This window comes from Helcococcus kunzii ATCC 51366, from assembly GCF_000245755.1.
Lineage (GTDB): Bacteria > Bacillota > Clostridia > Tissierellales > Peptoniphilaceae > Helcococcus > Helcococcus kunzii.
Window position 1 is genome coordinate 879,042 of record NZ_JH601088.1, and the last position, 15,379, is coordinate 894,420.

At 28.3% G+C, this 15,379-nt stretch carries 14 protein-coding genes; 8 read left to right on the forward strand and 6 right to left on the reverse strand.

Annotation, left to right across the window (positions count from 1 at the left end; all coding sequences use genetic code 11):
• Nucleotides 1-536 precede the first annotated feature (536 nt).
• The 5 genes from HMPREF9709_RS03860 to HMPREF9709_RS03880 all read left to right on the forward strand — a co-directional run bounded on the left by HMPREF9709_RS03860 (nucleotide 537) and on the right by HMPREF9709_RS03880 (nucleotide 7,504).
• Nucleotides 537-2,813 carry an FtsK/SpoIIIE family DNA translocase gene (locus HMPREF9709_RS03860; protein ID WP_005398106.1) on the forward strand — a complete coding sequence of 759 codons (2,277 nt, stop codon included), beginning with the start codon at nucleotides 537-539 and terminating at the stop codon, nucleotides 2,811-2,813.
• A complete protein-coding gene (gene pgsA / locus HMPREF9709_RS03865; RefSeq protein ID WP_040463822.1) occupies nucleotides 2,782-3,321 on the forward strand; it encodes a CDP-diacylglycerol--glycerol-3-phosphate 3-phosphatidyltransferase in 540 nt (179 codons plus the stop codon). The genes HMPREF9709_RS03860 and pgsA overlap by 32 nt, the downstream gene beginning before the upstream one ends.
• A gap of 25 nt (nucleotides 3,322-3,346) precedes the next feature.
• On the forward strand, nucleotides 3,347-4,393 hold the full coding sequence (recA, locus tag HMPREF9709_RS03870; RefSeq protein WP_040463824.1) for a recombinase RecA: 1,047 nt from the start codon (nucleotides 3,347-3,349) through the stop codon (nucleotides 4,391-4,393).
• Between the two features lie 20 nt (nucleotides 4,394-4,413).
• Entirely contained in the window at nucleotides 4,414-5,955 is a 1,542-nt protein-coding gene (rny, locus tag HMPREF9709_RS03875; protein ID WP_005398109.1) for a ribonuclease Y, read from the forward strand.
• Nucleotides 5,956-6,112: 157 nt separating this feature from the next.
• Nucleotides 6,113-7,504 (forward strand): MATE family efflux transporter, encoded by a 1,392-nt coding sequence (locus HMPREF9709_RS03880; RefSeq protein ID WP_005398110.1) that lies wholly within the window; start codon nucleotides 6,113-6,115, stop codon nucleotides 7,502-7,504.
• Nucleotides 7,505-7,637: 133 nt separating this feature from the next.
• Here HMPREF9709_RS03880 and HMPREF9709_RS09560 read toward each other — a convergent pair whose 3' ends face one another.
• The 5 genes from HMPREF9709_RS09560 to HMPREF9709_RS03900 form a co-directional block, all read right to left on the reverse strand.
• Entirely contained in the window at nucleotides 7,638-8,213 is a 576-nt protein-coding gene (locus HMPREF9709_RS09560; RefSeq protein WP_005398111.1) for a hydroxymethylglutaryl-CoA synthase, read from the reverse strand.
• A complete protein-coding gene (locus tag HMPREF9709_RS09565; protein ID WP_005398112.1) occupies nucleotides 8,183-8,770 on the reverse strand; it encodes a hydroxymethylglutaryl-CoA synthase family protein in 588 nt (195 codons plus the stop codon). The genes HMPREF9709_RS09560 and HMPREF9709_RS09565 overlap by 31 nt, the downstream gene beginning before the upstream one ends.
• Complete coding sequence (locus HMPREF9709_RS03890; RefSeq protein ID WP_005398113.1) at nucleotides 8,770-9,303, reverse strand: hydroxymethylglutaryl-CoA reductase, degradative; 534 nt, start codon at nucleotides 9,301-9,303, stop codon at nucleotides 8,770-8,772. The genes HMPREF9709_RS09565 and HMPREF9709_RS03890 overlap by 1 nt, the downstream gene beginning before the upstream one ends.
• Nucleotides 9,291-10,310 carry a thiolase family protein gene (locus tag HMPREF9709_RS03895; protein ID WP_005398114.1) on the reverse strand — a complete coding sequence of 340 codons (1,020 nt, stop codon included), beginning with the start codon at nucleotides 10,308-10,310 and terminating at the stop codon, nucleotides 9,291-9,293. Before HMPREF9709_RS03895 ends, HMPREF9709_RS03890 begins: the two co-directional genes overlap by 13 nt.
• Before the next feature lie 878 nt (nucleotides 10,311-11,188).
• Complete coding sequence (locus HMPREF9709_RS03900; protein WP_005398115.1) at nucleotides 11,189-12,028, reverse strand: DUF368 domain-containing protein; 840 nt, start codon at nucleotides 12,026-12,028, stop codon at nucleotides 11,189-11,191.
• Nucleotides 12,029-12,225: 197 nt separating this feature from the next.
• Here HMPREF9709_RS03900 and HMPREF9709_RS03905 point away from each other — a divergent pair, with 197 nt between their 5' ends.
• Entirely contained in the window at nucleotides 12,226-13,197 is a 972-nt protein-coding gene (locus tag HMPREF9709_RS03905) for a tyrosine recombinase XerC (protein WP_005398116.1), read from the forward strand.
• Here HMPREF9709_RS03905 and lexA read toward each other — a convergent pair.
• Entirely contained in the window at nucleotides 13,194-13,805 is a 612-nt protein-coding gene (gene lexA / locus HMPREF9709_RS03910) for a transcriptional repressor LexA (protein WP_005398117.1), read from the reverse strand. The genes HMPREF9709_RS03905 and lexA overlap by 4 nt on opposite strands.
• Before the next feature lie 128 nt (nucleotides 13,806-13,933).
• Here lexA and yneA point away from each other — a divergent pair, with 128 nt between their 5' ends.
• Both yneA and HMPREF9709_RS03920 read left to right on the forward strand, forming a co-directional pair.
• Complete coding sequence (yneA, locus tag HMPREF9709_RS03915) at nucleotides 13,934-14,227, forward strand: cell division suppressor protein YneA (RefSeq protein WP_005398118.1); 294 nt, start codon at nucleotides 13,934-13,936, stop codon at nucleotides 14,225-14,227.
• A gap of 49 nt (nucleotides 14,228-14,276) precedes the next feature.
• Nucleotides 14,277-15,221, forward strand: a complete 945-nt coding sequence (locus HMPREF9709_RS03920) for a diacylglycerol/lipid kinase family protein (protein ID WP_005398119.1) — start codon at nucleotides 14,277-14,279, stop codon at nucleotides 15,219-15,221.
• The last annotated feature ends 158 nt before the right edge of the window (nucleotides 15,222-15,379 follow it).

Here is a 15,379-nt window from a genome sequence, read left to right on the forward strand (position 1 = left end):
ACTAATTAATGGAGCGATTCAATTAAAATTAATTTTTAACACTAGACATATACGTTCAACATGGTGTAAAGTTAAGACTTGTAAAAATATAATCACATTTTTTTAGATATGTAGTATAAAAATTCCAAGTAAAACTTGGAATAAAAATAATTAAACATTTAGATCTTAATAAGAATTTAACATCAGAAGAAGTATTAGAAATTACATCAATAGTTTTTAATCAAATATCACAAAAATAAAAAGCTGAAAATATTTAATTTCAAAAGGACTCTTTTCTAAAATAAAAAAGGTTTGTAATACGATGGATTTAAACAATAAGTAAACTAAAAGTAAATCAAAATTTCAGACTAAATTGTAATATTTAAATTCAATATTTAAAAAAAAAGGTGATGGTCAGAGTAGTCTTAGCTAATCTGTAATACCACCTTTTTTAATTGCAGAAACAATATTTAGTATTTTTAACATAATTGAAATGTTTTATATTACAAATTCCTACTAAATATGGTATAATTAGTATGAGTTTTTATGGAGGAAATATGGCTAATAATATAAGAAAAAGAAATACAAGAAAAAATAATAATAGTACAAAATCAAAGGCATTTATTGTATTATTTTTATTTATATTTTTATTAGCAGCAATTATTCTTAAAGGAAATATGGGGATAATTGGAGAGGTAGTAAGTAAAGGTATTTTTATTATATTAGGAGTTACAGCTTATATTTTTCCTTTTTATGCCATTTTTGTTTTCATTGCAATTTTGAATGAAAAATTTTGGGATAAAAACAGATCAACCATTTCAATTATTACATTACTTTTATTAGTATTAGGAGTGTTTATTTCTACCTTTTACGTTGAGGGTGATGGATATGGAAAAATGATTGAAAACTCATATGATCAAGCATTAGACTATACAGGAGTTGGTTTTATATTTACATCAATATACTTTGTATTTAAAACCTTAATTGCTGATATAGGTATTTATATATTTACATTTTTAGCGTTTTTCATTTCATATTTTTATCTTTTTGATAAATCTTTTTCTGAATTCTTTAGAAATATATTTAATGGTATAAAAAGATTTTTTATCAATATTAAAAATAACAAATCTAAAAAAATCCAAACAAATAAAAATAAATCTAAAAATTCAAAAGATAGCTTAATTGAATTTAATAAAAAAGAAAAAGATGCAATTGAAGGTAATGATACTAGAATTGAACCTAAAATTTCTTATCATAATATGAACAATACAACTACATCTAAAAATGTAGCTTTAGATGATGAAAATAGTAGTGCAGATCAAATGGGCATAGTATATGATGAAGAGTATGAATATACTAAACCACCTATTGATTTGTTAACAAATCAACCAGATTCTAAATCGGATGATGAAGATAGACTACTTAAAAATGCAGATATTATTGTTGATACATTAGAGAGTTTTGGTATTAGTTCAGAAGTTGTTAAAATCAATAACGGACCAACTGTTACATCTTATGAAGTTAAGCCTCAACAAGGAGTAAAGGTAAGTAAAATTGTAAACTTATCTAATAACTTGGCGATGGCGTTGGCTTCCTCAGGCATTAGAATTGAAGCTCCAATACCAGGTAAACCTTATGTGGGTATTGAAGTGCCAAATTTAAACAAAGATATTGTAACATTTAAGTCATTGATTACAACTGATGAATTCAACAAAGAGGATGATGATGTCACAGTTGCTATAGGTAGAGATTTATTTGGTAATCCTTTATATGCAAAAATCAATGAAATGCCTCATTTACTTATTGCTGGGGCAACAGGATCTGGTAAATCTGTTCTTATGAATGTTATTATTATGAGCATTATATATAGATACACACCTAATGAAGTAGAATTTATAATGATAGATCCGAAAATGGTAGAATTGAAGGTCTATTCAGGTATACCACATTTAAAAGGCAGAAAGGTTGTTACAAAAGCCCAAGAAGCCACAGCTTCATTACATGAGGCTGTTAAAGAAATGACATCTCGTTTTGAAAGATTTTCAAAAACTGGATGTAGAGATATAAAATCATATAATCAAAAAGTAGAAGAAGATAATGAAGATGGAGAACTAGAAAAAATGCCATATCTAGTTGTCATTATCGATGAATTATCTGATCTTATGATGGAAGCATCTAAAGATGTTGAAAACTATATTACTAGACTTGCTCAAATGGGTAGAGCTAGTGGTGTACACTTAATTATTGCAACTCAAAGACCAAGTGTAAATGTTATAACTGGTATTATAAAAGCAAATATCCCATCAAGGATTGCTTTCCAAGTTGCTTCAAATGTTGACTCTAGAACAATCATAGATATGTCTGGGGCAGAAAAACTATTAGGTAAGGGTGATATGCTTTATTTCCCTGGGAAATTCCCAAAACCTAAGAGAGCACAAGGTGCATTTTTATCAGATAGTGAAGTTGAAAGAGTCGTAACATTTGTAAAAAATAAAAATGATGAAATTGAAAATGATAATAGTTTCAATAAGATCATAGAAGAAGTAAAAACACAACAAGATCCTCTGGATGAAGTTGATGAGTTATATGACGAAGCTGTACAATTTGTTGTAATGGAAAACCAAGCATCTATTTCTGCTATTCAAAGAAGATTTAGAGTTGGTTATGCTAGAGCTGGTCGTATTATTGATCAAATGACTAGAAGAGGGATTGTTAGTGAACAAGATGGTAGTAAACCAAGAAATGTGTTAAAAACATTAGAAGAAATAGAAATGGAAAAAAATAATGAAGCGAATGCTGAAGATGAATTTAGCGAACAAACTAACAATTATTAGATTATTTATGGTTCCTATATTTGTCCTAATTTATAATAGATTTGGAGTAACATCACCAATTCCTGCAATTATATTTGCTTTAACATCTGCAACTGACTTTTTAGATGGTTATATTGCAAGATCAAGAAACTTAATTACAACTTTTGGTAAATTTATGGATCCATTAGTTGATAAAGTTCTTACACAAGCTGGGTATATTGTTTTAGTAGGATCAGGTATTATACCTGCATGGACAGTGATTGTTATAGTATTTAGAGAATTATTAATTGATGGTTTAAGAATTTTAGCAGCGTCAAATAATATTACTATTGCTGCTTCAATATATGGTAAATTAAAAACAACAAGCCAAATGATAACAATCATAATGTACCTTTTATCTGGAGTATTGACATTTATTCCAGATATCGTATATCAGATACTATTATATATTTCAATAATATTAACGATCATTTCTGGATTAGACTACCTAATAAAAAATATCGAGGTTTTAGACCTAGATAATATTTAGGAGGTTTATTATTACTGAAAAAAATATTGATAAAGACAAGAAAAAAGCTCTAGATCGTGCTTTATCACAAATAGAAAAATCATACGGGAAAGGTTCTATAATGATTTTAGGAGATGCTCCTGAAAGAAATGATATTGAAGCTATCCCAACAGGTGCGATAAATCTAGATATCGCGTTAGGAATCGGTGGATTACCTAGAGGTAGAGTTGTAGAGATCTACGGCCCAGAGTCCTCTGGTAAAACAACATTATCACTACACTGTATTGCAGAAGCTCAAAAAATGGGTGGTATAGGTGCATTTATCGATGCAGAGCATGCTTTAGATGTGCACTATGCAAAAAACTTGGGTGTAGATATTGAAAATTTAGTATTATCACAACCAGATACTGGTGAACAGGCTTTAGCTATCGTTGAATCTCTTGCAAGATCAAACGCTGTTGACATCATCGTTGTCGATTCTGTTGCAGCTTTAGTTCCTAGAGCAGAAATTGAAGGTGATATGGGTGATAGCCATGTCGGTTTATTAGCTAGACTTATGTCTCAAGCTATGAGAAAATTAACAGCAATTGTTGCTAAATCAAACACTACAGTTATTTTCTTAAATCAATTAAGACAAAAAATTGGTGTTATGTTTGGTAATCCTGAAACCACAACTGGTGGTATTGCTCTTAAGTTCTATTCTAGTGTAAGATTAGATATCAGAAGAAAAGAACAAATAAAAAATGGGGAAGATGTAATTGGTAATAGTACACAAGTAAGAGTTGTAAAAAACAAAGTTGCACCACCATTTAAAGTAGCCACATTTGATATTATGTATGGAACAGGTATATCTAAAGTTGGTACTGTACTTGACTCAGCTGTAGACTTTGAAATTGTTGATAAGGCTGGATCATGGTATAGCTACAATGGCGATAGACTTGGTCAAGGTAGAGAAAACGTAAAAGATTATCTTTTGAAAAATGAAGATATTTATGCCGATATAGAACAAAAAATTAGAGAGAGACTTAAAAACGGTGATGGTCATTTAAAAGGATATGAAACGAAAGATGAAGATGGCGAAATAATTGAATAATAAGCATCAGGAGGAAATGCATGGATTTTATATATTATGCACTGGCCTTGCTTGTGGGAGTTATTATTGGATATATAATTGTTTCAATTGTGAAAACAAATGCTGATAAGAAGAAAATTAATTCTTCGGAACAAATTTCCAGAAGAATAATTGATGATGCTAATAAAGACGCTGATACTTTAAAAAGAGAAGCTATACTGACAGCTAAAGATGAGATTTTTAAATTAAAACAAAATATAGAACAAGAAAATACTAGAAGAAAGAGTGAAATTGACAAACACGAACAAAGGTTAGTAAAAAAAGAAGAAAATTTAGATAAGAAACTTGATAAATTAGACAGAAAAAATGATTCATTAAATAGTAGACTTAAAAATGTTGAAAAGAAAGAAGAAGATATAAAAAATATTTTAACTAAACAAGTCGAAGAACTTGAAAGGATTTCAAGTTTAACTGAAGATGAAGCTAAACAAATTATATTAAATCAAGTTTCAGAAGAATCAGAACATCAAAAAGCTTTGATATTGAGAGAATTCGAAGCGAGAACAAGGGAAGATAAAAATAGACTATCAAGAGAAATTATTGCTTCCGCTATACAAAGACAAGCTTCAGAAATAGTTGCAGAATCATCTGTTTCTGTGGTAACATTACCTAATGATGAGATGAAAGGTAGAATAATTGGTAGAGAAGGAAGAAATATAAGAGCTTTTGAAAGTTTAACAGGTGTTGATTTAATTATTGATGATACACCAGAAGCCATTGTTTTATCATGTTATGATCCAAGAAGAAGAGAAATTGCAAAACTTACTCTTGAAAAATTAATGGTGGATGGTAGAATTCATCCTGCTAGAATTGAAGAAATGTATGAAAAAGCTTTAGAAGATATCGACCAAAGAACTAAAGAATATGGGGAAGAAGCGTGTGAAAAAGCCAGAGTTCACGGACTTCACCCTGAATTAGTCAAAATCCTTGGTAAATTAAATTACAGAACTTCTTACGGACAAAATGTATTATGGCATTCTGTAGAAGTTGCTAATATTGCTGCTATTATTGCTAGAGAATTAGGCATAAATGATAGAATAGCAAGACGTGCAGGATTGTTACATGACATCGGTAAAGCTTTAGATCATGACATTGAAGGTACTCATGTAGAAATTGGTGTAAATTTATGTAGAAGATACAAAATTAAAGAAGATATTATTCACTGTATCGAAGCACATCATTTCGATGTACCATTTAATTCATTAGAAGCAATGGTTGTACAAGCTGCTGATGCTATATCAGCTTCAAGACCTGGTGCAAGACGTGAAGCCTTAGAACAATACATTCAAAGACTTACAAATCTTGAAAACATTGCAAATTCATATGAAGGTATTAGAAAAGCTTATGCAATACAAGCTGGTAGAGAAATCAGAGTGATGGTTGAACCAGATAAGATTTCTGATGACAGACTTGTTATATTATCAAATGAAATTGCAAAACAAATAGAAAATGAACTTGAATATCCAGGTAAAATTAAAGTTCACACAATTAGAGAAACTAAATCTGTTGCATATGCAAAATAGTATTTAGTTAATAAAGTAAAATATAATATGGGTGAGAATAATCCTCTCATCCATATGTTTTTTTTGGTTATAATAGTCACATTAACTTAGTGATGTCTTAAAACAGAGTTAGGTTACGAATACAAAGCAAAATAATAATAGAGTTTAGGAGTTTAAGATGAAAAAGAAATATTTTTTTAGTGATAAAAATTTTATTAAAATGATATTATCAGTTGCGTTGCCAGTATCCTTGCAATTCTTAATATCGACGTCAATAAATATGGCAGATACAGTTATGATTAGCTCCCTTGGTGGTGCAGAAATAGCCGCTGTTGGACAAGTTAATCAATATGTTTTTTTCTTTATTGTAGCATGTTTTGGTGTTTCAAGTGCGGGCGCAGTGTTTTTCTCGCAACACTTTGGAGACAACGATCAAGACAATGTTAGAAGATATTTAAGTTTAACACTTCAATTATCAATATTAATAAGTTTAGTGTTTACTTTCTTCTCAATTTTATTTCCAGAACATATAATGAGAGTACTTATTCCTGATGAAGAAGTTATAAAACATGGTTCATTATATTTAAGATTGATTTCAATAACTTTTATACCAACTGCCATTTCACAAGTTTACAATACTGTTCTTAGATCAGTAAATAGAGCAAGAGAACCATTATTTGTTTCATTCATCTCATTTATTTTAAATGTATTATTTAACTACATCTTTATATTTGGTAAATTTGGAGCACCTGCTTTAGGAGTTGCTGGGGCTGCATTAGGTACAATAATAGCAAGATTCGCAGAAATAATAATATTAAATATTATTATCTATAAAGAAAAGCATGGTTATGAAACAATTACACCTTTAGATTTATTCAAAATAGATAGATTGAGAATTAAGAACTTCATTCCTATCGCATTACCAATCATTATGGCTGAAGTATTCTGGGCTTTAGGACAATTACTATTCTCAATGGCTTATGCAAGAATAGGAAAAGATGCAACTGCCTCAATACAATTAACAGGAACAATACAAAATATATTCTTTATTATTGTTAATTCTCTAAATACTGCTGCGGCTATATTAATTGGACAAACTTTAGGTAGTTCAAGGAAGGACAAGGCTGAAGTATTCGCAAGCTACTTCCTTCAAATAAATACATTAATAGGTTTTATATCTTTATTAGTATTGGTATTTATGCCACACACATTAATGAAGATTTACTCAAATATCGAACCACAAATTTACAATACAGCTATAAATTTACTTATAATAAGAGGAATTTTCATACCATTTAGATTTATTAACGGTATGCTTTTCGTAGGTATATTTAGAGCGGGAGGGGAGACAAAACTACCTCTAATTTTCGAACTATGTACGATGTGGTTATTTGCAATTCCAATGTCATTTATCGGAGTATTAGTATTTAAATGGCCGATAGAATGGATATTCTCAATTGTAAGTTTTGAAGAATTAGTAAAGCTTTTATTAATAATGCCTTTATACAAGAAGAAAAGATGGCTAAATAATATTACAAGTCAAGAAAAAACAACTGGGGCTATTGCATAAGTCCCTAACCGCGAAAAAAGGAACTGTTACATAATAACCAAAATGTTATTTTGCAATAGTTCCTATTTCACTAATATTTTTGTTAAATATATCACAATAAAACTATGTTATTTTCATAAAATAGGGTATAATTTTATTTGTCAATTTCATAAAATCTTATAGAATCAATAATTTTAGATAATTTAACCCTAGAATTATCTTTTAGTTTTAGCATATTATCAAAATATTTTAATTCATAGTCTTCAATTGATACTTCTTTTCTAGAATTTAATCGTTTATCTATTTCTAATTTTCTTATTTTTTCCTTATAATCCGCTGATAAATTCACAGTAAAAAGCTCACCAACAGCACCAGATCCATAACTAAAAAGTGCAATTTTTTCGTGTTCATTTATATTACCATAGTACAATAAAGATAATAATGATAAATATAATGAACCAGTATAAGTATTTCCAATATTTTTACATAATATTTTAGATGTAATTTCTGACAAATGCTTTGTTTTAAAATCTATATATTTATCATCAAGTGATTGTAATGCTTTATCTCTCATTTTTGAAAAAGGTAGATGAAAAATCATCGATGATATTTCATCGAAATTCTGATATTTATCTATAAAGCTTTCAAAACATAAAGTAAACAATTCAATATATAATTTTATAGAAAGTTTTCCATCAACTATTGGATATTTACAGTCATTTGGTCGCAAAAATCATTAGCATTTTTTGTAGCAAAAATGAATTTAGAATTAATCTCTAAAATTTCACAATTTTCACTTATAAGCATTGCTATTGCGCCAGCTCCTTGTGTAACTTCTCCAGGCGTATTAGCCCCATATTTAGATATATCTGAAGAAAGGACAAGGACTTTTCTACCAGGATTTTGTTTGATATAATTTACCGCAATCTTTATAGCCGCAGTTGTTGAATAGCATGCTTGTTTTATCTCAAATGAACTAGCAAAACTATTAATTTTCAATATATCATGAACCACTGTAGCTGCAGATTTTGAAAAATCAATACCGCTTTCTGTTGCGAAAATGACTTGATCTATTAACTTTCTATCCTCATCATCTATCATATTAATTGCTGCATTAGAAGCCATTGAAATAATATCCTGAGAAGAGGGGATAACAGACATTTTTTCCTGACCAATCCCTACAAGATATTTGTTTGGATCTACCAATCTTTTTTCTGCAAGTTTTTTTATATCAATATAATACTCAGGTATATAAAGATTGATTTTCTCAATTCCTACTTTTACCATTATTTTTCACCTCTTATTTTATGTAATATTTCTTTAGCATCTGTTATACTGTATTTTTTCAATTTAGCTAATTCCATTACTACAGGATTTATTTCATCAGATTTTGCTCCCGCTTGTATTGCGATAGTTTTCGCGTGTAAACTCATATGTCCTTTTTGTATACCATCAGTCACCAAGGCTTTTAATGCACTAAAGTTTTGAACAAGTCCCACAGCTGCAATTATGCAAGCAAGTCTTTTGGCATCAGGATTTTTCAATACTGATAGCGCCCATTTTCCTATAGGATGTACGGAAATAGTCCCACCTACAGTTGCAACTGGCATAGGTATCTCTATTTCTCCATTTAAAACTTCTTTTTCACCGTCATATAACCAAGTTGTTAATGCTTGATATTTACCATCTTTAGAAGCATAACTATGTGCAGATGATTCAATTGCTCTCCAATCATTACCTGTAGCCAAGGCTACAGCATCAATACCATTCATAATACCTTTATTATGTGTTGCACATCTATAAATATCTAATTTAAGCATGATAAAATCTGTCCAGAGAATGCTTCATTTATTTCTAAAATATCTATATCATTTATTAAATCTATATTGTTATTTTCACATAATTCTTTAATAGCACATACAGGCCCAATACCCATGTCTATTGCTGGTACACCTACAATAGAATAATCTTTAAAGATGGCCATAATTTCTAATTGATCTGCATTTGCAATTTCTCTTGTAGTCATTATCTGAAAACTAGCTCCATCATTTAGTGATGAAGAATTTCCCGCTGTTATAGTACCATTTGATATAAAACAAGGAGTTAATTTACTTAATTTTTCTATAGATGTATCATCTCTTATCTGCTCATCTTTATTGAAAATACTTGTATTTCCTTTGTTATCAGCAATCGAAATAGGGACAATTTCTTGATCTAATCTGCCATTTTTTTGAGCTTGATATGCTCTCATGTGAGAAATATAGGCGAATTTATCTTGATCTTTTCTGGAAATTTTATATTTCTTCACTAAATTTTCTACTGTAATTCCCATATGAGAAATAGGGGAATTACTTCCAGATAAATTTCTATGTAATAAAATATTAGAATCTAATATTTCAAAGTTTCCAAGTATGTTATTTTTATATCGAATTTCTGGTGGTAAGAAATAGGGGGCTCTTGAAAGTGATTCTGCACCACCCACAGCAATAAATTTTTTCTTTTTAAAAGTTAATTCTTGAAATCCTAACACTGCAGCCTGTATACCAGAACCACATACTCTATTTATCGTCATACCGGTACATTGATCTTTAAGACCTAAATTCATAGCAATCATTTTTGCAATATTACAAGAATTTTTTAATCCCAGTACATTTCCAATTATCACTTCGTCAATAACATCTTTATTTATCTTTGCTCTTTTTATTGATTCTTTTAGAGCTATTTCAGCAAGTTTTTCAACTTTAATATTTTTTAAAGCTCCTAAATATTTTCCGATGGCTGTTCTTGCACTAGAGATAAATACAATATCATCTTTACATTTTATCATTATAAACCTATTTTATTATATTGTGATAAACGTTTATTGCTAAACAACAAATATTTATTATATTCTAACATAACTACTAAGAAATTTAAATAAATACATTTTAACTCTTACAGTTTCACTCATAAAAAGTTCTTGAAAATAATTCTATATAATTATCATAAAAAGTAGACATACAATTACATTACTATCCTTTAAAAAATCGCTTAGAATCGATTTTAGAGCGTCATATTTTTAGGATTTTTGTGGAAATTTGGCTTTTTAAGTATTTTATAATTTTAAGTAGAATTAATAATAAAATAGAGTAAAATTTGTCAAAAAATATAAAAAACATAAATTGAAAATTTTTGTTGATATTAGAAATCAATTAATAGTGATAAAAGATAAAATGGCAGCAATATAAGATTAAAGTTAAAATGTGATAATAGTAATATATGATAATATGATTCTAGGAGATAAGAAAAAGAATTAATAAGAGAAGCTACAACTATAACGAGAAATATAAAAGATATAATGAAAGATAAAAGCAAAATTGAATTTGAGAGTTATAAAGAATAAAGGCCAAAGAACCAAAATATAAGAATATCATAAAATAAGTACCGAAAACGTCAAAATTAGGCTATTGATCATATTTCGGATTTAAAAGATATACTTTGTCACAAAATTATTATTTTGTGACAAAATTTACATTTCAATTTATTGCCTTTTATTTTTATTTCATAGAGACTATATCGCCCTACTTTAAACTTAACAGTGTAAAAATAACTTAAAATTAATTCTTGGTTCTTTTATTTATATTAATAAGATATTCTCAAACCCCTTTATAACACACATAAAAAAAGAAGCTAGATATAACACCCAACTTCTCATTTACATTAATATTATTTATATTTTTCTTCTAGTTTTGACATCCACCAGCCTAATAATATACCACCTGCTAATGTTGCTACACATAAAGCATATTGTACAAATGCAAATCCTGCATAGTCTGTAGGTATTATAATTACTGTAGATGCTGCAACTATCCCCACAATAAAATGGAAGAATTTACTATAATGTGTTTTAAATATTTTTTCTATAAATTTTGATAATAAAATTATAGTTACTATTGCACCTATTCCTATTGGTATAATTACTCCCATATCAAGTGATTTAAATCCGTCTGACATTTTTTGATATAGTCCCATGTATAGTATAAAGTTTGATGGACTTAATCCTGGAACAAGTACACCAAGTGAGATCAATGCTCCTGATATAAACCATGTAAAGAAGTTTGCTGGTACACTTCCTTGGAATAATTGTTGACCAAATACAAGTAAAACAAATCCAAAGATAAATGAAAGTACCATAACGATATAATCTGTTTTATCTCTCCCCTCTTTACCCGCTTCACTCCATAATGCTGGTGCTGTACCGACAATACAACCAACGAAAAACCATCTAACAATTGTCGCATAGTTTTCTAAAACATATGAAACTCCAAATGATAGTAAAACAATACCTGCTAATCCACCTAAACCTACTGGTATAAAAAATTTAACATTTTCTACGAAATTTTTTCTAATATTTGCTAAAAATCCAATTATTCTTTCATATAGACCAAAGATCGCAGCTAATGCACCACCACTTACTCCTGGTATGATAAATCCTGATCCAATAAACATCCCCTTCACAAATCTTAGTAACCATGATTGTGAGGAATTATTTTCTGTATTTTTCAATTTAACCTCCAATTAAAGCTTATATTATTTATAAGACTAGATTATTATATCATAACTGAAAAGTAAAATGGTAAAATATTAGAATATTTTTATTTTTTTATTTTATGTTTATTCTAATGAATGTGCGGAAAATATTAAGCTATTTTAAATTTTTTGATTTCACGATATAATATTACTAGTAGTAGAAAGGATATGACATGGATAAAGACACTCCTGTTTTTTTAACAGATTTTATTAATTATATAAAAACAATTAAGGGTCTATCTCAAAACACTGTAAATGAATACTATTATGATATCAGATTATATTTAAAATATATGACATATAGATTGAATTTACTTGATTTTGAAGATGGTACTAAAATTGAGGATATAAATATTAGAAAATTACGTGAACAAGATTTAAAAGGAATAGATATCATAGATTTACATAGCTATATATCTTATCGTGATACAGATAGAGATAATAGTACAACTACAAGGGCTAGAAAAATATCAAGTCTTAGAACTTTTTATAAATATCTTAATAATATATCTAAAAAGCTTGATGAAAATCCCACTTTAGAGCTTGAAACACCAAAGACAAAGAAGAGAAATCCTATTTATCTTACTTTAGATGAGTCAAAAAAATTATTAAATACTATAAGTAAAGAAAAAAATATATTTTTAAGATATAGAGATTTTTCCATTGTTTTAATTTTTTTAACTACAGGATTGAGATTATCAGAATTATCAAGTATGAATTTAGATAGTATAAATGATATGGAATTTTCTGTCATTGGTAAAGGTGATAAGGAAAGACATGTATACATGACTGAGGCATGTAAATACGCCGTGGATGCTTATCTTGATGTTAGACCTGATGTAGAGGATGAAAAAGCCTTATTTTTAAGTAATAGAAAACAACGAATGAGTAATAGAGCTATACAGCATATGATTGATAAGTATTTAGCTCTTGCAGGTTTTGATACTACAAGATATTCAACACATAAATTAAGGCATACTGCTGCTACATTAATGTATCGTGAAGGTGTTGATATCAGGACACTACAAAAGGTGTTGGGACACACATCAGTAGCGACTACACAAATATATACTCATGTAGTCGATGATAGTGTAAAAAAGGCTATTGATGTTAATCCACTAAATGATATTAAAATGGATGACTAAACATTTTCTCTAAATAGTGATATAACTTTTCCAAGTATTGTTAAATTGTCAGGTATAATTGGTTTCATTGTAGAGTTTTCAGGAACTAACATTACCTGACCATTTTTATTATATAATCTTTTACAGGTAGCTTCATCATCGATTAGAGCTATTACAATTTCACCATGTTCAGCTGCATTAGTTTTCTTAACTAATACCTTATCTCCATCAAGTATACCAGCTTCAATCATAGATTCACCACTTATCTCAAGCATAAACAATTCTCCTTGTTTAGAGTAATAGCTTGGTATAGGAAAATAAAATTCAATATTTTCTATTGCTGTGATAGGCTGTCCGGCAGATACTTTACCAACTATCGGTACATCAATTGTTTCTTCTTGATTTCTAGTTGAACCATATAAATCTTTTACTATTTCAATTGATCTACTTGTTTGACTACCTCTTTTTATATAACCATATTTTTCTAATTTATTTAAATCTCCATTTGCAGTTGAAGTTGACTTTATACCTACACCAGCACATATATCTCTAACTGAAGGTGGGAATTGATTTTTGCTGATATAGTCTATTAAAAACTCTAGTACTTTTTCTTGTCGTTCATTTAACATTTTTACCTCCTCTGTTTAATCAAATTATATCAAATTTAAAAAATAAAAACAAATGTTCTTTTTCTCTTGACATAGAACAGATGTTCTGATATATTATAGCTAAAGAACATTTGTTTGAGAGGTGAAAAATGAAATTCAGAGTTAAAGATCAAAAAAAATTTAATAGATTTATAATTTTAAGTGCTTTATTAGTTATATTATTTACACTATTCTTTACAACTATGGGCTCTCACCCATTTGTAGAAGGAAAATCAGAAGAAAAAACTATTACTGTTGATTACGGTGATACTTTATGGGATATCGCAAAAAATGTTGATTCAGATAGAGATCTTAGAGAAATAATTTATGAGATTAAAGAGTTAAACAATATCGATGAATCAGATATTTATCCTGGAGATCAAATTAAAGTTCCAACATACTAATTTTTAAATAATTACCTCTAATATATGTTAATATATATTAGAGGTAATTATGCATTTAACGGAATTTAAAAAGATACTTATTATAATAAGTACAAAGAGTAATAACTATAAAAAAATTGAAAACAAAATATCTAAAAAATTTAATGACATATTTAAAAATAATATCAATAAAAGATTTGAAATAATATTATCTAAGGATAAATACAGCATTAGTAATGAATCAAAAAAATTTGCGGAAAATAATAATAGTGAACAATCTTTATTAATAATAGTCGGTGGAGACGGTTCTATAAGCGAAGCAGTAAATCAAGTATATCATACAAATATTAATTTCTCTTTTTTACCTAATGGTACAGGTAATGATTTTTCTAAAACTGTCTACGGTAAATTAAAATTTGATGAAATACTAGATAATATTGAAAATATAAAAATTGAAAAAATAGATTTATTAAAAATAAACGAAAAAGTTTCTATAAATGTTGCATCATTTGGTTATGAAAGCATCGTTTTAAAAAAATCATTACAAATAAAAGAAAATTTTCCCGCTTTAGGTAGTTTATCATTTATGTTAGGCGTCATATTTACATTAAATAAAATCCAAAAATACAATTTTGAATATGAACTTATTATGGATAATGGTGAAATAGTACAAGGCGAAAAAGAATATATGCTAACAGCTATATGCAATGGAAAATACTATGGTGGTGGATTTAACCCTGCCCCATACGCTTCTATAACAGATGGTATAGCAGATGTTAATGCAGTAGAGTATGTAAGTATATCTAAATTATTAAGAGTAATCTCTTTATATAAAGATCATAGACATCTTTCAGTTAAAGAAAGTAGAAACTATAAAGTTATTTCGGGTAAATACAAGAGAAAAGATAACTCAACATTTATCGGAAATATTGACGGAAATATTGAAGAATTTAAGGAAGTCAATTTTAAGATTTTACCTGAACAATTAAATTTGGGGATTTTTAAGTTCAAATAATGATTACTTTCTATTTTTAAAAGAATATAAAAATAACTACTACATAGTTGGAGCTTTTCAAGGAAGATTTATAGTAAAAGAAAATTATGTATTTCAACAAACTTCTGAAAATATAAAATTAGAAGATTATTCACCAATGGATTATAACGATTTTAAAA

Bases quoted from the DNA above. Each gene is read 5' to 3' on its own strand.
- HMPREF9709_RS03880 (WP_005398110.1), top strand. From the start codon at position 6,113: ATGAAAAAGAAATATTTTTTTAGTGATAAAAATTTTATTAAAATGATA.
- HMPREF9709_RS03920 (WP_005398119.1), top strand. From the start codon at position 14,277: ATGCATTTAACGGAATTTAAAAAGATACTTATTATAATAAGTACAAAG.
- HMPREF9709_RS09565 (WP_005398112.1), bottom strand. From the start codon at position 8,770: ATGGTAAAAGTAGGAATTGAGAAAATCAATCTTTATATACCTGAGTAT.
- HMPREF9709_RS03890 (WP_005398113.1), bottom strand. From the start codon at position 9,303: ATGCTTAAATTAGATATTTATAGATGTGCAACACATAATAAAGGTATT.
- HMPREF9709_RS03860 (WP_005398106.1), top strand. From the start codon at position 537: ATGGCTAATAATATAAGAAAAAGAAATACAAGAAAAAATAATAATAGT.
- HMPREF9709_RS03905 (WP_005398116.1), top strand. From the start codon at position 12,226: ATGGATAAAGACACTCCTGTTTTTTTAACAGATTTTATTAATTATATA.
- pgsA (WP_040463822.1), top strand. From the start codon at position 2,782: ATGAATTTAGCGAACAAACTAACAATTATTAGATTATTTATGGTTCCT.
- lexA (WP_005398117.1), bottom strand. From the start codon at position 13,805: ATGTTAAATGAACGACAAGAAAAAGTACTAGAGTTTTTAATAGACTAT.
- rny (WP_005398109.1), top strand. From the start codon at position 4,414: ATGGATTTTATATATTATGCACTGGCCTTGCTTGTGGGAGTTATTATT.
- yneA (WP_005398118.1), top strand. From the start codon at position 13,934: ATGAAATTCAGAGTTAAAGATCAAAAAAAATTTAATAGATTTATAATT.
- HMPREF9709_RS03895 (WP_005398114.1), bottom strand. From the start codon at position 10,310: ATGATAAAATGTAAAGATGATATTGTATTTATCTCTAGTGCAAGAACA.